The organism is uncultured Streptomyces sp., from assembly GCF_947488945.1.
GTDB lineage: Bacteria > Actinomycetota > Actinomycetes > Streptomycetales > Streptomycetaceae > Streptomyces.
In genome coordinates, this window is record NZ_CANLBS010000025.1 from 66,037 (window position 1) to 83,184 (window position 17,148).

Annotated in this window: 12 protein-coding genes and 1 pseudogene; 10 read left to right on the forward strand and 3 right to left on the reverse strand. The window is 72.4% G+C overall.

All coding sequences use genetic code 11. The features are described from left to right. Positions 1-152 precede the first annotated feature (152 nt). Positions 153-3,077: a vitamin B12-dependent ribonucleotide reductase gene (locus Q0994_RS29425; protein WP_299540606.1), complete on the forward strand. Its 2,925-nt coding sequence runs from the start codon at positions 153-155 to the stop codon at positions 3,075-3,077. Positions 3,078-3,371: 294 nt separating this feature from the next. Here Q0994_RS29425 and Q0994_RS29430 read toward each other — a convergent pair whose 3' ends face one another. Then, on the reverse strand, positions 3,372-3,899 hold the full coding sequence (locus Q0994_RS29430; protein ID WP_299540608.1) for a TerD family protein: 528 nt from the start codon (positions 3,897-3,899) through the stop codon (positions 3,372-3,374). 258 nt (positions 3,900-4,157) lie between these two features. Between Q0994_RS29430 and Q0994_RS29435 the strand changes: the two genes are divergently transcribed. The 6 genes and pseudogenes from Q0994_RS29435 to Q0994_RS29460 all read left to right on the forward strand — a co-directional run bounded on the left by Q0994_RS29435 (position 4,158) and on the right by Q0994_RS29460 (position 10,891). Further along, complete coding sequence (locus tag Q0994_RS29435; RefSeq protein WP_299540610.1) at positions 4,158-4,763, forward strand: DUF4937 domain-containing protein; 606 nt, start codon at positions 4,158-4,160, stop codon at positions 4,761-4,763. A 176-nt stretch (positions 4,764-4,939) separates the two neighbouring features. Next, positions 4,940-5,599: a histidine phosphatase family protein gene (locus tag Q0994_RS29440; protein WP_299540612.1), complete on the forward strand. Its 660-nt coding sequence runs from the start codon at positions 4,940-4,942 to the stop codon at positions 5,597-5,599. A gap of 12 nt (positions 5,600-5,611) precedes the next feature. Further along, positions 5,612-6,520, forward strand: coding sequence for an ADP-ribosylglycohydrolase family protein (locus Q0994_RS29445; protein ID WP_299540614.1), 909 nt, complete (start codon positions 5,612-5,614; stop codon positions 6,518-6,520). 765 nt (positions 6,521-7,285) lie between these two features. Next, a pseudogene (locus Q0994_RS29450) lies at positions 7,286-8,815 on the forward strand (DUF4173 domain-containing protein); the annotation flags it as partial. A 673-nt stretch (positions 8,816-9,488) separates the two neighbouring features. Next, on the forward strand, positions 9,489-10,199 hold the full coding sequence (locus Q0994_RS29455) for a ribonuclease HII (protein ID WP_299540617.1): 711 nt from the start codon (positions 9,489-9,491) through the stop codon (positions 10,197-10,199). Positions 10,200-10,258: 59 nt separating this feature from the next. After that, positions 10,259-10,891, forward strand: coding sequence for a hypothetical protein (locus Q0994_RS29460; protein WP_299540620.1), 633 nt, complete (start codon positions 10,259-10,261; stop codon positions 10,889-10,891). Between the two features lie 207 nt (positions 10,892-11,098). On the opposite strand, the gene Q0994_RS29465 is transcribed toward Q0994_RS29460, so the two are convergent. Together Q0994_RS29465 and Q0994_RS29470 are read right to left on the reverse strand one after the other, a co-directional pair. After that, positions 11,099-11,728: a hypothetical protein gene (locus Q0994_RS29465; RefSeq protein ID WP_299540623.1), complete on the reverse strand. Its 630-nt coding sequence runs from the start codon at positions 11,726-11,728 to the stop codon at positions 11,099-11,101. Between the two features lie 215 nt (positions 11,729-11,943). Next, positions 11,944-14,115: a RecQ family ATP-dependent DNA helicase gene (locus tag Q0994_RS29470; protein WP_299540625.1), complete on the reverse strand. Its 2,172-nt coding sequence runs from the start codon at positions 14,113-14,115 to the stop codon at positions 11,944-11,946. A gap of 111 nt (positions 14,116-14,226) precedes the next feature. Here Q0994_RS29470 and Q0994_RS29475 point away from each other — a divergent pair, with 111 nt between their 5' ends. The 3 genes from Q0994_RS29475 (at position 14,227) to Q0994_RS29485 (ending at position 17,012) form a co-directional block, all read left to right on the forward strand. Then, entirely contained in the window at positions 14,227-15,684 is a 1,458-nt protein-coding gene (locus tag Q0994_RS29475) for a DUF4192 domain-containing protein (protein WP_299540627.1), read from the forward strand. 125 nt (positions 15,685-15,809) lie between these two features. Further along, positions 15,810-16,067, forward strand: coding sequence for a hypothetical protein (locus tag Q0994_RS29480; RefSeq protein WP_363325584.1), 258 nt, complete (start codon positions 15,810-15,812; stop codon positions 16,065-16,067). 156 nt (positions 16,068-16,223) lie between these two features. Next, positions 16,224-17,012, forward strand: coding sequence for an NUDIX domain-containing protein (locus Q0994_RS29485; RefSeq protein WP_299540632.1), 789 nt, complete (start codon positions 16,224-16,226; stop codon positions 17,010-17,012). Positions 17,013-17,148: the final 136 nt, after the last annotated feature.

Consider the following 17,148-nt stretch of genomic DNA (forward strand, 5'->3'; position numbering starts at 1 on the left):
GGGACCGACCGGCCGAGGTCTGCCGGACGGTCCGCGGAGCGGCATCCAGACCTGCTCCCGGCATCCACGCGGTGCCGGAGCACCAGACACACACTGTGCCCCGGGAAGAACTGGGCACTTCAGGGCGTTTTTGCCCACATATGGGAGGCGGCATGACAGAGACGGCGAGCGGCCCGGCACGAGGTTCCCGCACCAAGGGCGCCAAGCCGACTGCGAATCGGCAGGGTCTGCGTATCGAGCGCATCCACACCACTCCCGGCGTGCATCCGTACGACGAGGTGGCTTGGGAGAGCCGTGACGTCGTCATGACCAACTGGCGCGACGGCTCGATCAACTTCGAGCAGCGTGGCGTCGAGTTCCCCGACTTCTGGTCGGTGAACGCGGTCAACATCGTCACCAGCAAGTACTTCCGCGGGGCCGTGGGCACCCCGCAGCGCGAGACCGGTCTGCGGCAGCTCATCGACCGGATCGTGAAGACGTACCGGAAGGCGGGCGAGGACCACTCCTACTTCGCCACCCCGGAGGACGCCGAGGTCTTCGAGCACGAGCTGGCGTACGCCCTCCTGCACCAGATCTTCAGCTTCAACTCCCCGGTCTGGTTCAACGTCGGCACCCCGCAGCCCCAGCAGGTCTCCGCCTGCTTCATCCTGTCCGTCGACGACTCCATGGAGTCGATCCTCGACTGGTACAAGGAAGAGGGGATGATCTTCAAGGGCGGCTCCGGCGCCGGCCTGAACCTGTCCCGCATCCGTTCTTCCAAGGAACTCCTCTCCTCGGGCGGCAACGCCTCCGGCCCGGTCTCCTTCATGCGCGGCGCCGACGCCTCCGCAGGAACGATCAAGTCCGGTGGCGCGACCCGCCGCGCGGCCAAGATGGTCATCCTGGACGTCGACCACCCCGACATCGAGGACTTCATCGAGACCAAGGTGAAGGAGGAGGAGAAGATCCGCGCCCTGCGTGACGCGGGCTTCGACATGGACCTGGGCGGCGACGACATCACGTCCGTCCAGTACCAGAACGCCAACAACTCGGTCCGTGTGAACGACGAGTTCATGAAGGCGGTCGAGAACGGCGGCACCTTCGGTCTGCGCTCGCGCATGACCGGCGAGGTCATCGAAGAGGTCGAGGCGAAGTCCCTCTTCCGCAAGATGGCCGAGGCCGCGTGGGCCTGCGCCGACCCGGGCATCCAGTACGACGACACGATCAACGCGTGGCACACCTGCCCCGAGTCCGGCCGGATCAACGGCTCGAACCCGTGCAGCGAGTACATGCACCTGGACAACACGTCCTGCAACCTCGCGTCGCTGAACCTCATGAAGTTCCTCAAGGACGACGGGGAGGGCCACCAGTCCTTCGAGTCCGAGCGCTTCGCCAAGGTCGTCGAGCTGGTCATCACCGCGATGGACATCTCGATCTGCTTCGCGGACTTCCCGACGCAGAAGATCGGCGAGAACACCCGCGCCTACCGCCAGCTCGGCATCGGCTACGCCAACCTCGGCGCCCTGCTGATGGCGACCGGCCACGCGTACGACAGCGACGGCGGCCGCGCGCTCGCCGGCGCCATCACCTCGCTGATGACCGGCACCTCGTACAAGCGCTCCGCCGAGCTCGCCGCGGTCGTCGGCCCGTACGACGGCTACGCCCGCAACGCGGAGCCGCACCAGGCCGTCATGAAGCAGCACGCCGACGCCAACGCCAAGGCCGTCCGCACGGACGACCTGGACTCCCCGGTCTGGGCCGCGGCCACCGAGGCATGGCAGGACGTGATCCGTCTCGGTGCGAAGAACGGATTCCGCAACGCCCAGGCGTCGGTCATCGCGCCCACCGGCACCATCGGTCTGGCGATGTCCTGCGACACCACCGGCCTGGAGCCCGACCTCGCGCTGGTCAAGTTCAAGAAGCTGGTCGGCGGCGGCTCGATGCAGATCGTCAACGGCACCGTGCCGCAGGCGCTGCGTCGCATGGGCTACCAGCCGGAGCAGATCGAGGCGATCGTCGAGCACATCGCCGAGAACGGCAACGTGGTCGACGCCCCCGGCCTGAAGACCGAGCACTACGAGGTCTTCGACTGCGCCATGGGCGAGCGCTCCATCTCCGCCATGGGCCACGTCCGGATGATGGCGGCCATCCAGCCGTGGATCTCCGGCGCCCTCTCCAAGACGGTGAACCTCCCCGAGACGGCCACCGTCGAGGACGTCGAGGAGGTCTACTTCGAGGCGTGGAAGATGGGCGTCAAGGCGCTCGCGATCTACCGCGACAACTGCAAGGTCGGCCAGCCCCTCTCCGCGAAGACCAAGGAGAAGGCGAAGTCCGCCGAGGAGACGGTCACGGCCAAGGCCGAGGAGACCATCCGTACCGCGGTCGAGAAGGTCGTCGAGTACCGCCCGGTCCGCAAGCGTCTGCCCAAGGGCCGTCCCGGCATCACCACGTCCTTCACGGTCGGCGGCGCCGAGGGTTACATGACCGCCAACTCCTACCCGGACGACGGTCTCGGCGAGGTCTTCCTGAAGATGTCCAAGCAGGGTTCGACCCTCGCGGGCATGATGGACGCCTTCTCCATCGCCGTCTCGGTGGGCCTGCAGTACGGCGTCCCGCTGGAGACGTACGTCTCGAAGTTCACCAACATGCGCTTCGAGCCGGCCGGCATGACGGACGACCCGGACGTGCGGATGGCGCAGTCGATCGTCGACTACATCTTCCGCCGCCTGGCGCTCGACTTCCTGCCGTTCGAGACCCGCTCGGCCCTCGGCATCCACTCCGCCGAGGAGCGTCAGCGTCACCTCGACACCGGTTCGTACGAGCCGTCCTTCGACGCGGCCGACGCCGACGTGGAGACCGAGAGCCTGGCCCAGTCGGCTCCGGTGCAGGTGGAGCCGCTGAAGGCGGTGGCCGCCCCCAAGGAGACGGTCGCCGAGAAGCCGGCTCCGCGGACCGCGCACACCTCGGCCGAACTGGTCGAGATGCAGCTCGGCATCAGCGCCGACGCCCCGCTCTGCTTCTCCTGCGGGACGAAGATGCAGCGCGCCGGCTCCTGCTACATCTGCGAGGGCTGCGGTTCGACCAGCGGTTGCAGCTGAGACACCGTGCAGCTGACCGGGCGAGAACTGCGTGGGACGGGCGTCCGGCGTAGCTGAACCCGAAGCGCGATCGTGGTGAGGGAGGGGCACCGGCCCGTGGCCGGTGCCCCTCCCTCTGCGTATCCGACCAGGACGCCCCCGCCCTCGACCGTGGTGGTGGTTCCCGCGGGGGCGCCGGAACGAGATCGGCGCCGGAGCGTGCCTCCTCTTCGACGGCAGGAGCAGCGCGTCCGCCCCGTCGTCGCCCGCCGGGGCGGAGAGGGGCGATCGCCGGTGCGCCCGCGGGCGGCCCGGTCAGAGGCGGTCGCCCATCTCCGCGGCGAAGGCCGCCGGGTCGCCGTCGAAGCCGCGCAGCGCGGGGCGGAACGTCCACAGTCCGCCGGCGTCGCGGGTGAACTCCGCCACGACGGCCGCCGTCGCACCGGCCACCCGGCCGAAGTCGTCGGCGGCGAGCTTCGTGTACCCCTCGGCTATCTCGATCCCGGTGTGCGGCACCTCGCCGAAGGTCCTGCGGACCTCGCGCTGCTGGATGGCGACGCCGACGACGACCCGGACGTAGCGGTCGGCCAGGCGGTCCAGTTCGATCGTCATGACTTCGTCGAACCCGAAGCCCAGGCCGGTCCGGCTGTCCCGGTTCAGCGTGATGGTGCCGTCCGGCGAACGGCTGTCGTGGTGCACCAGGTAGGCGGGCGGCCCGTAAGGCGTGGCGGTCTCGTACGTTCCGGCCATGAGGTCCAGGTCGTGGGCGGGTTCGCCGGTCGCGCTGGGATCCCATTTGAGCCGCACTTCGACCTTTTCGAGGTCCTTGTTGGGGGTGCTCATCGGACTTCCCTCCGTGTCACGGGCCGACGTTGCGGTCTTGGCACCCGATCATCCAGTCAACCCACCGCGAATCCAACCGGGTAGGACACGGACGACCGGTTCACGCCACCGCCTGGCCGGTTGTCGGGCCCTGCCGCCGGTACCGTTCCCCTCGTCAACCAGGCTCGTGTTGCAGCCTGCTGACGCTTCGTCGGGTCGGCCGGGTCCGGTCACCCCGAACCGGGACCGGTGCGCCGCGCGGGGCCGTACGATGGCGCGGTGCTGGTCAAGTGGATTCGCTGCACCGTCGTGGACCGTCAGGCCTTCGAGGAAGAACAGCGCAAACGGACGGGACTGCCCGCGGAACCCGGATTCCGGGGGCAGGGCGGCGGGTGGAGCAAGGTGCACCCGGAGGTGGCCCATGTCTTCGCCTTCTGGGACAACCGCGTCTTCTACGACTCCTTCATGGCCCGCACCGGACACGCGAGAGCCGCGGCCCGCCGGGCGACCTGCCGGGACATGCAGGTCAAACTGTTCGAGTACCGGTTCGACGTGAAGACGGGGTTCGAGCCGCACTTCACCGACGCCGACACCGTGCGGGTGGCCCACAGCCAGGTGCGCGAGGACCGGGTCGACCACTTCGCGCTGATGCAGCAGAAGGTGTGGAACCCGGCGATGGCCGGCTCGCCGGGGATGCTGCGGGGGGTCTTCGGGGAGGCGCCCGGGAGCGAGTTCCTGGTGCTGTCGATGTGGGCCTCGGGCGCGGAACGCGGCAAGTACCGGCCGTCGAGCGTCGACCGGCTGACCGCCCGCGCGGAGACCGAGGCCGACGTCGAGGCGATCACCGGTGACGTCGTACGCCTCGACCCCTCCTGGACCGTGTGAGCGCACCGGACCGTGGGAGCGCACCGGACCGTGTGGCCGGGCCGGACCGTGTGGCCGGGCCGGACCGTGTGGCGGGCGGCCGCCCCACGGGGTGAGGCGGTACGCGCCGGGGGTTCCTCCGCCGATCGGGGCCGTACGTCCGCTCGAATCGGGGCGCGGGCCCTTAGGGTCGACGCATGGCCCGTCCGAAACGCATCGTCCTCGTACGGCACGGAGAGTCCGAGGGGAACGCCGACGACACCGTGTACGAACGCGAGCCCGACCACGCCCTCAGACTCACCCATCTGGGTCTCCAGCAGGCCGCGGCGACCGGTGTCCGGCTGCGGGAGCAGTTCGCGGACGAGCGGGTGAGCGTCTACATCTCGCCGTACCGCCGCACGCACGAGACGTTCCGCGCGCTCGACCTCGACCTGACCATGGTCCGGGTCCGCGAGGAGCCGCGGCTGCGGGAGCAGGACTGGGGCAACTGGCAGGACCGTGACGACGTCAAGCTCCAGAAGGCGTACCGCGACGCCTACGGGCACTTCTTCTACCGGTTCGCGCAGGGGGAGTCCGGGGCCGACGTGTACGACCGGGTCGGAGCCTTCCTGGAGAGCCTGCACCGCAGCTTCGAGGACCCCGACCACCCCGAGAACGTGCTGCTCGTGACCCACGGCCTGACCATGCGCCTGTTCTGCATGCGCTGGTTCCACTGGTCCGTGGCGGAGTTCGAGTCGCTCTCCAACCCGGGCAACGGCGAGACCCGGACGCTGCTGCTCGGCGACGACGGCCGCTACACGCTCGACCGGCCCTTCGCGCAGTGGCGGACCCCCGAGCCGTACGGCATCACCGGATAGAGTGGACGTGCGATGACCGCTGATCCTTCCCACGAGCACCGCCTCGAACGAGCCCTTGCCAGTCTGCGCGGCCTGTCCGTCGGGGACGCGCTGGGCTCCCAGTTCTTCGTTCCCGTCAACTATCCGAACCTCAGGAAGCGGATCGTGCCGCCGGGCCCCTGGCAGTGGACCGACGACACCGAGATGGCCTGCTCGGTGGTCGCGGTGCTCGCCGCACACGGCAGGATCGACCAGGACGCCCTCGCCCGCTCCTTCGCCGACCACCACGACTTCGACCGCGGCTACGGCCCGGCCGTCAACCGTCTGCTGCGCCTCGTGCGCGAGGGCGGCGACTGGCGCGAACTCGCCTCCGGGCTCTTCCAGGGACAGGGTTCCTGGGGCAACGGCTCCGCCATGCGGATCGCGCCGCTCGGCGCCTGGTACGCGGGCGACCCCGAGCAGGCGACCCACCAGGCGGAGATCTCCTCGTACACCACCCACCAGCACCGCGAGGCCGTCGTCGGGGCCATGGCGGTCGCCGCCGCCGCAGCGCTCGCCGCGTCCCCGGACGGCCCGCCCGGCCCGGCCGAACTGCTCGACGGAGTCGTCGCGCTGGTGCCGAAGAGTGCCGTCGGGGCCGGGCTGCGACGGGCCCGCGACATGCTCGACTACCGGGACCCCACGACCGTCGCCGCGGTGCTCGGCAACGGCCGCCGCACCAGCGCCCACGACACGGTGCCCTTCGCGCTCTGGTCGGCGGCCCGGGGGCTCGGCGACTTCGAGGAGGCGTTCTGGGTCACCGCCCAGGCCGGTGGGGACGTCGACACCACCTGCGCGATCGTCGGAGGCGTCCTCGGCGCGGCCACCACGGGCGCTCCGCCCGCGAACTGGCTGGAAGAGACGGAGAGCCTTCCGGACTGGGTGCCCGCCCCGGTCGGCTGAACGGGTTCGGCCGCCGGCGTGCCGGGGGAGCCGTAGCCGTCCGGCCCAGGGGACCGTCGTCCGTCGTCTTGTCGACTTCTCGCCGGGGTGCGTGACGGGGTTCGGGGCGGCGATGCGGGGTGGAGGTGCGAGGTGGCCGCGCGCGGTGCGCAGCGTGTCACGGTCCTGCCACAGGCATGCACCTGCCCTGGCGGGCACGTCAGTTCGGGCTACTGTTTCGGCCACGCCGCCCCCGATCGATCTTCCTTCGCGGGTGCGCGCCGAATGAGTCGTCCGGGCGGACGCGCAGCCATCGCGCGCGCGGGGCCCGGCGGGGGGAGGGGTCCCATGTCCACGTCGCAGCAGCTACCGGAACCGGACGACGTGCCGGAACCGGGGAGCGCAGGGGGGCCGGCGGGAGTCTCCGGAGCCGAGCCTGCCGGAGGTGTTTCTGCCGGAGTCTCGTCTGCCGGAGTCGAGTCTGCCGGAGTCGGGTCCTCCGGAGGGGAGCCGGCCAGGGCCTCCGGAGCCGAGTCCTCCGGAGCCGAGCGTGCCGGGGGAGTCTCGTCCGGAGCCGTGACGGCCCGGACGGCGGGTGGTGGCCGGGCCGAGAAGGCTGCGGCCGACGACGGTCAGGCCGGTGGTGCCCGTGCCACGGCGGCGAGCGGCGGGGCACCCGCTTCCGGGGGGAGCGCGCCCGTCGGCACCACCGTTCCGCCGGCGCGGGCCACCGTACGGTCCGGCGGGGACCCGTGGCGGCCCGAACCCCGTGAGCCGGGGCCGGTCTCCCGGATCCGCCCGCCCGCCCCGCCCTCCCTCACTCCAGCGACGCTCTGGTCGGTGGTGGCCACGGCGTTCCTGTCCGCCCTGCTGCTCGGCGACGGTCTCGGCGTCAACCTCGTCCTCGTCGCACTGCCCGCCGCGCTCGCCGCTTTCTTCGAGGCGCGCCGGGCCGGACGCCTGCCCCGCCCCTGGACGCTGACCTGGGCGATCGGCGGGCTCGCGCTGCTCGCGGTACCGGCGCTGCGGGACGCGGGCTGGCCGGCCTTCCTCGCGGTGGTGTCAGCGACGGCGCTGGGCTCCCTCGCCCTGCACGGTGGACGGAGCTGGCTGGGCGTGCTCGCCGGGTCGGTGGGCGTCCTCGACTCCGTGATCCCCGGCGTCGGATGGGGATGGCGCGGGATGCGCGACCGGGCCAGCGGCGCACGCGCACGGTGGGGCGCCGCCGTCCGCACCACGCTGGTGGCGGTGGTCCTCCTCGTGGTCTTCGGCACCCTCTTCGCGGGTGCCGACGCCGCGTTCGCGGACCTGCTGGGCGCGATCGTGCCCGATGTGTCGGTCGGCGACGGCCCCTGGCGCGTCCTGCTCTTCCTCGCCGGTCTCGCCGGCGCCCTGGCGGCCGCGTACACCGCCGCCGCACCGATCCCCTGGGACCGGGTCTCCGTGCCACCGGGCCGGGCCCGCGGCCGGGCGGAGTGGGCGCTTCCTCTCATCGTCCTCGACGTTCTTTTCGCCGCGTTCATCGCCCTCCAGCTCGTCGTTCTGCTGGGTGGCGCCGAGAAGGTGCTGGCGGAGACGGGCCTCACCCCGGCCGAGTACGCGCGCCAGGGCTTCTGGCAACTGCTCTGGGCCACCGTGCTCACCCTGGTGGTCATCGCGCTGGCGCTGCGCTGGGCCCCGCGCGGAGGGCCGAAGGACCGGCTGCTGGTCCGGGGAGTCCTCGGCACCCTCTGCACGCTCACCCTCGTCGTCGTGCTGTCGGCCCTCCGCCGCATGGACCTCTACGTCGACGCGTTCGGCCTCACCCGGCTTCGGATCTCCGTGGCGGCCGTCGAACTCTGGCTCGGCGTCGTCCTGGTGCTGATCATCCTGGCGGGTCTCTTCGGTGCCCGGTACCTGCCGCGAGCGGTGGCGGCCGCCGCGGCGGTGGGCGTACTCGCGTTCGGGCTGATGTCCCCGGACGGCATGATCGCGCAACAGAACGTGCAGCGGTACGCCGACGACGACTCCGCCGACCGCTCCATCGACATCGACTATCTGCGCGACCTCTCCGCCGACGCGGCGCCCGCCCTGGACAAGCTGCCCGAACCCGAACGCTCCTGCGCGCTGCTGCGGATCCAGTCCGAGGTGACGCTCTCCGAAGAACCCTGGTACGCCACGAGTTGGAGCGAAGCGCGGGCGCGCGACCTGCTGACCGCGCACCCCGCGACCACCGAGGGCGTCGACTGCGACGCGGTGGCCGGCCGGAGCGAATATGCGGAACGGGACGGGTACGAGCACGCCCCCGAGGAGGAGGGCTCCTACGATCCCTACTGACCTGACCTGACCTGACCTGACCTGACCTGACCTGACCTGACCGTTGCGCTCGGGGGCGGTCGGGTCAGGGCGGCGGGCGGTCCACGGGGCTGACGGGGCGGGGTGGGGCCAGGTGCTGGGGGCTGCTACTACGTGCAGAGGGCTGCGAGGACGGGGCGGGGTGCGCGCGGTGGCGGCGTGCGGTGGCGGCGTGCGGTGACGGGCGCAGCCGCCCCGCCGGTCCTCGTCATTCCCTTTGCTCACTGTGTTCGCGTACGTGATGGCATGACGGCTTCCCCTCGTCGCCGGTCCTGCCCGCGTGCCGTTGCCCCCTCTGCTCCCCTCCCGAGTTTCTTCCCGGTCCGCCGTGGCCCGGCGTGGTCCGCCACGCACAAGGTCGCGGTCGAGACCCCGGTGGCGAGATGGTGACGCGGTGGAGTCGGACACGCCTGAAGGGTGCGCGGGTGTGAATCGACCGGCCGGGTCAAAACCGGGTCACGGTCGCCGTAGCGACGTCCCGGACGGGTTCCACGAACGCCCTGTGGGCCTCGCCGGTTCGCCCGGCACGGGTCGCGACAGATCCTGGGTGTCCGCGGACGCGGAGTTGCCGAGGACGTCGGCCGGAGGCATGCGCGGGATGTGACCTGCCCCGGGGTGTTCTTGCCGTGCCGGTCGGCGTACGCTGACTGGCGCCATGCCGTACGAACCACCCACGCACACCGTCGAGCGCTCACTGCGCGCCACCACCGGTGCCAGGACCGTCGCCGGTGTCGACGAGGTCGGACGCGGAGCGTGGGCCGGCCCCGTCACCGTGTGCGCGGCGGTCACCGGTCTCCGCCGACCGCCCGACGGCCTCACCGACTCCAAGCTGATCACTCCGCGCCGCCGTGCCGAGTTGGACCCCGTGCTGAGGAAATGGGTCACCGCCTACGCCCTCGGGCACTCCTCTCCGCAGGAGATCGACGAACTCGGTATGACCGCTGCTCTCAGGCTCGCCGCGGTGCGCGCCCTCGAGGGGCTGCCGGAGCGACCCGACGCGGTGATCCTCGACGGCAAACACGACTACCTGGGCGCGCCCTGGAAGGTCCGCACCGTGATCAAGGGCGATCAGTCCTGCGTCGCGGTCGCGGCTGCTTCGGTGATCGCCAAGGTCCATCGGGACACGATGATGGCCGGCCTCGGGTCCGAGACCGGGGAGTACCAGGACTTCGCCTTCGGCGCGAACGCCGGATACCCCTCGCCCGTGCACCGGGCGGCCCTGGAGGAGCGCGGGCCTACACCGCACCACCGGCTCTCCTGGTCGTACCTCGATGCGCTGCCCCGGTGGCAGCACCTGAAGAAGGTCCGTTTCCCCGCCGAGGCGGCCGCACTGGAAAGCGGGGGCCAGCTCGGCTTCGACTTCTGAACCGCACACGCACCCGCCCGCCGACACCCCGCGTATCGGCATTCGACTGACATCCATCCATGCCTCTCACCCCCGAGGAGCCTCAGATTCCCGAGAGCGCCCAGGGTCCCCGCGTCACACCGGCCGCCGGCCGCACCGCGTCGACCCCCCGTCCCGTACCCGGTCCGCGTTCCGCGGCCACCCCGCGCCCGGGCCACCCGGGCCCCGCGCGCCCCGCGCCCCCGGCGCAGCGCCCGCCCGTCCCCACCCCCGCCGCGGTCCGTCCGGGCCCGGCCCGCCCGGCGCCGGCGGCGGAACCCTCCGCCGCGCAGGTCCAGTTGATCCCGGCTCCGGCCGACGGCGCCCTCGACGCCGCCGAAGAAGCCGTCGACCTGCTCCTCGACAACGGCCGGGCACCGGGGGACATCCTCGTGCTCACCACGGGCGAACAGCACCCGTGGGCCGCGCACGAGCTGTCGTTCGGCGAAGCCTCCTACTGGGCCCAGCACGACGCCGGTGACGACGTCTTCTTCGCCGGTCTCCCGTCCGTCGGCCGGGCCGCACCCCGTCCGGTGGTCGTCGTGGCCGTGAACGGTGCGGCGGACGCCGAGACCGGTCGGCTGCTCGCCGAGGCACGCAAGCGTGCCGGAGTGCTCTTCGTCGCCTGTGGTGACGCGCAGACCATCAACGCCGCTCTGGGCGCCGGGGTCTGAGCTCAGGCCGGGCGCCCGGGTTCGACAGCCCTTCGTGGCCGCGGACCCGGGCACCGGCCCCGCCGCGCGACCCCCGGAACATGCCGGAGCAGCCCCCCAAACATGCCGGAGCAGCCCTGCGGAACACTGGGGAGCTGCCCCTCGAACGCGCCGGAGCAGGCCCCCGGAACAGACTGGAGCGGCCTCGCGCCGCGGCCGTTCGCCCGCTCAGCGCGCGGCGGTCCGCAGCAGCGCGTCGGCCGCGCCCCCGCCCGTGCGCAGGGGCGTCGGGTCGCGGAAGGCGGAGGTCTCGGAGAGCGCGGCCGGCTTGGACGTCGCGTTCGGCTGCCGTCCGCCGCGCCCTTCGCCCAGCACCTGCCAGCCGTTGCGGGTGAGCGTGATGTACGCGCCGCAGCGAAGACCGTGCAGCGTGCAGGCGTCCCGCAGCCCCCACATCCACGCGCCGTCCTCCTCCGTCCATCTCTCGTCGCCCTCCCGGCAGTACATGAGCACCGCGGTGCGGACGGGGGTACGGCGGCGGAGATCGTGCGGGAGCACCCGGCGCAGGTGGGACAGCAGGCTGTTGCGGAACTCCCAGCCGTCGGCGACCGTACCGCCGCGCCGGACGAACGAGGCGCTCGCGGTGAGCCGTTCGTCGTGGTCCAGCACGGCGACCACGGCGGTGGACGGAGAAGGGCTGTGCCGGGAGTGCAGGCCGCTGACCACCTCTCGGGGGTTGCGCAGCAGGGGTATGCCGGCCGAAGCCCACTCCGCCGGTTCCAGTGTTCGGGCAAGGCGGCTGACCGAGTCGGCCGACACCGACGAAGTGGCTGCGGACGAAGCGAATCCGAAGGTCACGGTCCTCCCTTCGCTACGCGCCCACGGTGCGGGCAGGACGGGTGAGGGCGCGCCGCGACACAGCCCTTCGGGGGCCGGCGAAAGACCGTGCGGGGAGCGTCTCCAATTCTTCCTGGCGTATCGGCGGGCGGCAACGAGCAATTGGCCCGGCTGACGGGAATCGGCGGGAATGACCCTGATATCCCTGCCCAGCGGATACCCCTGCGACGCCTCCGTCACGCCTGAACGGCGAGGACCAGAGGAAATACCCCCTCCGCCCCCGACCGGCGCAGGAGCCGGGTGGCGACGGCCAGTGTCCATCCGGTGTCCGAGAGATCGTCCACCAGCAGGACGGGGCCGCCCGCCTCCGCCAATGCGCGGGACAGTTCGGGGCCGACGACGAGCGCTTCGTGCAGGGTCCGGACCCGCTGGGCGCTGTTGGTCTGCGAGGCCCGCACGTCGACAGCCTCGGGCGCGTACTCGACCGAGCCGAGGAACGGCATCCGGCCCACCTCGGAGATGCGTCGGCCCAGCGACTGGACGAGCTGCGGCCTGCGGCGCGAGGCCACCGTCACCACCCCGGCCGGCCGCGCGGGTGCTCCGGCGTCGCCCGAGGCCCAGCCGCCCGGCCCCTTCGCCCAGTCCGCGAGAACGGTGACCACCGCCTGCGTCACCTCGTCGGGTACCGGGGCGTCCGGGGCCTGCTCCGACAGCAGCGGGCGGAGCCGGTTGCCCCAGCCGATGTCCGAGAGCCGGCCCAGAGCGCGCCCGGGGAAGGACACCTCACCGGCCGGGATGCGTCCCTTGAGGTCGATACCGACCGCGGCGAGGCCCGTCGGCCACATCTTGCGGGGTTCCACCTCGACGCCGGGGCGGCCGAGTTCGCCCCTCGCGCTGTCGAGGGCCGCGGTGGAGACCTTGTCGTCGAAGCGTGCCCCCGCGCAGTTGTCGCACCGGCCGCAGGCCGTCGCCTCCTCGTCGTCGAGCTGGCGCCGCAGGAACTCCATCCGGCAGGCGGTCGTCGAGACGTAGTCCCGCATGGCCTGCTGCTCGGCGGCCCGCTGCCGGGCGACCCAGGCGTACCGCTCGGCGTCGTAGACCCACGGTTCGCCCGTCGAGATCCAGCCGCCCTTCACCCGCTTCACCGCCCCGTCGACGTCGAGCACCTTGAGCATCGTCTCCAGCCGGGTGCGCCGGAGGTCGACCAGGGGCTCCAGCGCCGGCAGCGAGACCGGCCGGTCCGCCCGTGCCAGCACGTCGAGGGTGCGGCGCACCTGCTCCTCCGGCGGAAAGGCGACCGAGGCGAAGTACTGCCAGATCGCCTCGTCCTCCTTGCCCGGCAGCAGCAGCACCTCGGCGTGCTCGACCCCGCGCCCCGCGCGGCCGACCTGCTGGTAGTAGGCGATGGGGGAGGAGGGGGACCCGAGGTGGACCACGAAACCGAGGTCCGGCTTGTCGAACCCCATGCCCAGGGCGGACGTGGCGACCAGGGCCTTCACCCGGTTCGCCAGCAGATCGTCCTCCGCCTGCTGGCGCTCGGCGTTCTCGGTGCGCCCGGTGTACGAGGCCACCGGGTGACCGCACTGGCGGAGGTAGGCGGTGACCTCCTCCGCCGCGGCGACCGTCAGTGTGTAGATGATGCCGGAGCCCGGCAGTTCCCCGATGTGGTCCCCGAGCCACGCCAGCCGGTGGGCGGCGTTCGGCAGGGACAGCACGCCGAGGCTCAGGCTCTCCCGGTCCAGGGGGCCGCGCAGGACGAGCGCGTCCGTGCCGTCACCGGTGCCCAGTTGCTCCGCCACGTCCGCGGTGACCCGCGCGTTGGCCGTCGCCGTGGTGGCGAGCACCGGCACGCCGGAGGGGAGATCCGCGAGCATGGTCCGCAGCCGCCGGTAGTCCGGCCGGAAGTCGTGGCCCCAGTCGGAGATGCAGTGCGCCTCGTCGACCACCAGCAGACCGGTCGCGGCGGCGAGCCGGGGAAGGACCCGGTCCCGGAAATCCGGGTTGTTCAGCCGCTCCGGGCTGACGAGCAGCACGTCCACCTCGCCGGCCGCCACCTCGGCCTGGACGGTCTCCCACTCCTCGGTGTTGGACGAATTGATCGTCCGGGCGCTGATGCCCGCCCGGGCCGCCGCCGCCACCTGGTTGCGCATGAGGGCGAGCAGCGGCGACACGATGACGGTCGGCCCGGCGCCCGCGGCCCGCAGCAGGGAGGTGGCGACGAAGTACACGGCGGACTTGCCCCACCCGGTGCGCTGCACCACGAGGGCCCTGCGCCTGTCGGCGACCAGCGCTTCGATCGCCGTCCACTGGTCCTCACGCAGCCTGGCGGCGCCCGTGGGATCGCCGACGAGCCTGGCGAGTACGGAGTCGGCCGAGGCCCTGAGCTCTGAACGGTCTGCGTTGGTCATGCCCCCATGCAACCCGATGGCTCCGACAAAGCGCGAACGGCCCGAGCAACCTGTGGACAACTTATCCACAGGGGGTCGCGGATCGTGACGGTCCGGGGGACCGTACGTGCCATGAACCAGCACCACGAATCCACCGGTCCCGCCGACGCGCAGCAGATCACCCTGCGCAGCCCGGCAGATCTCGCCGACGCCCTGCCGTACCTGATGGGTTTCCACCCCACCGACAGCGTGGTCATGGTGGCCCTGCACGGGCGGCGCGGGCGTTTCGGGGGCCGCCTCAGACTCGGCATCCCCGGCTCCGCGCAGGAGTGGCCGGACGTTGCCGAGCAGCTTGCCGATTCCCTGATCTCCGGCAGCGAGCGCCGGGGCTCCCGCCCGGACGCCGTCGTCGTGTTCCTCTGCCAGGACCCGGCGCGGGAGGGCGGTGCCCGGCACACGGTGGAACGCCTGCGTCCGCTGGCGCAACTGCTGCGCACGGCGTGCGGGGCCCTGGACGTCCCGGTCCTGGAAGCGCTCTGCATCTCCGGCGGCCGGTACTGGTCGTACTGCTGTCCCGACGCGCGGTGCTGCCCCGACGAGGGGAACCCGCTCGCTCTGCCCGGCACGACCGTGATGGCGGCGGCCGCCGCCTACGTCGGCATCCAGGTCAGGGGGTCGCTGCGGGACATGGAAGCGAGGCTCGCGCCGCACACCGGTCCGGGGGCGCAGGCTCAGCGCCGGGCACTCGACACGGCGGCGGCCGCACTGGTGGCGAGGATTCTCGACGCCCGCGGCCGGGTCGGGGTGGCCGACGAGACGCTCGCCCTCGCCCGGGTGCTCAGGGACCGGCTGGGATCCACCCCGACGCCGGTCGCCGTGGAGGAGGCGGACGCCCGCGACGACCGGCTGATCGAGGACGGGGAGGCGGCGGCCGTGATCCTGGGGCTCCAGGACCGGGATACCCGGGACAGGGCCGCGCAGTGGATGGAGGGCGCCGAGGCGCCCCGGGCGCTGCGGCTGTGGCGCGCGCTGGCCCGTCGGTGCGTCGGCCCCTACGTCGAACACGCGGCGGCGCCGCTGACCCTGGCCGGGTGGGTCTCCTGGTCGACCGGCGACGAGCCGGGCGCCAGGGTCGCGCTGGCTCTCGCGCTGCGCTCGGATCCGCAGTACACCTTCGCCCTCCTGCTGCACCAAGCGTGCAACGAGGGACTCGACCCGGAGACGCTGCGCCGCTGTCTGCGCGGCGACGACGACATGCCTCCCGGACCCCCGGGGGACACCCCGGCGGTGGCCGCGGCCGGGGCGACGGACGGCCCCGCGCTCTCGCCCGCGCCCCCGGCCCCGGTCGGGGGCGCTCCGCGGCGGACTCCGGCGAAGGCGCCGCGCACCGCGCCGTCCCGAGGCGCCCGGAGGCTCCCGGACCCTGGTGGCGCCCGGACCCCCCGCGGCTCCGGACGGCCGGGAACCCGTCCGGAGGCGGGCGGACGCTCCGGCGGACCGGGTCGCGACCGGATCTCCGCACCACGGGTGCCACGTCAGCGCAGGTCCGGCGGCGGAGTCGGCGCGAGCCCGGACGGTATGACGTCGTGAGCGCCGGACGCATCCGCGGCGCCCGCCCGCCTCGGCCGGATCGCCGGTGAACGCGTGCCGGGGAAAAGGATGTTGACGCCGGGTCTGTTCGCGGCGGACGGGGGTAGAGGGGGACCATGGCATCCATGAGGCGTGTTGCTCTCGCTCCCCGCACGGTGCGGCAACTGCGGCGTGTGCGGTCGGTGTACGCCGCGGGCGCGGTGCTGTCCGCGCTCGTCCTGATCCTGGAGGAGGGGAGGCCGGCGAGCGGCAGGCAGACGGAGTTCGCCGGAATCCTTCTCGGGGCGTTCGTCGTCCTGCTCGGAGTGACGGTGATTCAGTTGTGGCGCCACTCCAGGACCGATCACTGCAGTACGGCGAAGAGGCTGACCTCCTCCGCCTGACGGCGCCGGCTCCCGGCGCCGGCCGGGTGCGGGCAACCGGCGGACGGCCGCCAGATGGCGCGGAGGAGGGGGCCGCCGGGCCGTCACCGTGATCCGGTCCGCCGGGACGGCCGGAACGGAGTGTTTATCGTCAGTGAGACGACTATGATCGGCCCCATGCCGACCTACGACCCGTCGACGTTCCCGCCCTTCGCTGTCACCGTCGACCTGGTCGTCCTGACAGTGCGCCGCCACGCCCTCTGCGCGCTGGTCGTCCGCAGAGGTGAAGAGCCCTTCCAGGGCAGATGGGCGCTGCCGGGCGGCTTCGTCAAGGCGGACGAGGACCTCGGGGCCGCCGCGGCGCGGGAGCTCAGTGAGGAGACGGGGCTCTGCGCACTGGTTCCCCCTTCGCTCTCTCCCGGCGCGGCGAGCGGGGCCGCGGACGGCAACGGCGCGCACCTCGAACAACTGGCCACCTACGGCGCTCCGGCGCGCGATCCCAGGATGCGGGTGGTGAGCGTGGCGCATCTCGCGCTCGCACCCGACCTGCCGGCCCCCCGCGCCGGGGGCGACGCCAACAGCGCACGCTGGGCGGAGGTCGAGAGCCTGCTCGGCCCTGCGGACGGCTCCGGCCCGGAGGCGGATGCGGCCCCTCCGCTCGCCTTCGACCACGCGCGCATCCTGGCCGACGGAGTGGAACGGGCCAGGTCCAAGATCGAATATTCGTCTCTCGCCACTGCGTTCTGCCCCGCCGAGTTCACCGTCGGAGAACTGCGCCGGGTGTACGAAGCGGTCTGGGGCGTGGTGCTGGATCCCCGCAACTTCCATCGCAAGGTGACCGGTACACCGGGGTTCCTGGTGCCCTCCGGGGGGACGACCACACGCCAAGGCGGCCGTCCCGCCCAGTTGTTCCGCGCAGGCACCGCCACCGCGCTCAACCCGCCCATGCTGCGACCGGAAGTCTGACGCGCGGGGCGCACGGACGCGTCGGCCGGGGCCCCGGCCGACGTCAGCGTCCCTCTCCCACCGGTATCCAGGGGCAACCCGCGGAACGCCGCGAACCCATCGCTGAGGCAAAAGTCCCAAATATGGCGTTATGTTG

Excerpts from the sequence above, each read along its gene's own strand:
- Q0994_RS29425 (WP_299540606.1), top strand. The coding sequence starts at position 153 with ATGACAGAGACGGCGAGCGGCCCGGCACGAGGTTCCCGCACCAAGGGC.
- Q0994_RS29430 (WP_299540608.1), bottom strand. The coding sequence starts at position 3,899 with ATGAGCACCCCCAACAAGGACCTCGAAAAGGTCGAAGTGCGGCTCAAA.
- Q0994_RS29440 (WP_299540612.1), top strand. The coding sequence starts at position 4,940 with ATGGCCCGTCCGAAACGCATCGTCCTCGTACGGCACGGAGAGTCCGAG.
- Q0994_RS29445 (WP_299540614.1), top strand. The coding sequence starts at position 5,612 with ATGACCGCTGATCCTTCCCACGAGCACCGCCTCGAACGAGCCCTTGCC.
- Q0994_RS29455 (WP_299540617.1), top strand. The coding sequence starts at position 9,489 with ATGCCGTACGAACCACCCACGCACACCGTCGAGCGCTCACTGCGCGCC.
- Q0994_RS29460 (WP_299540620.1), top strand. The coding sequence starts at position 10,259 with ATGCCTCTCACCCCCGAGGAGCCTCAGATTCCCGAGAGCGCCCAGGGT.
- Q0994_RS29470 (WP_299540625.1), bottom strand. The coding sequence starts at position 14,115 with ATGACCAACGCAGACCGTTCAGAGCTCAGGGCCTCGGCCGACTCCGTA.
- Q0994_RS29475 (WP_299540627.1), top strand. The coding sequence starts at position 14,227 with ATGAACCAGCACCACGAATCCACCGGTCCCGCCGACGCGCAGCAGATC.
- Q0994_RS29480 (WP_363325584.1), top strand. The coding sequence starts at position 15,810 with ATGAGGCGTGTTGCTCTCGCTCCCCGCACGGTGCGGCAACTGCGGCGT.
- Q0994_RS29485 (WP_299540632.1), top strand. The coding sequence starts at position 16,224 with ATGCCGACCTACGACCCGTCGACGTTCCCGCCCTTCGCTGTCACCGTC.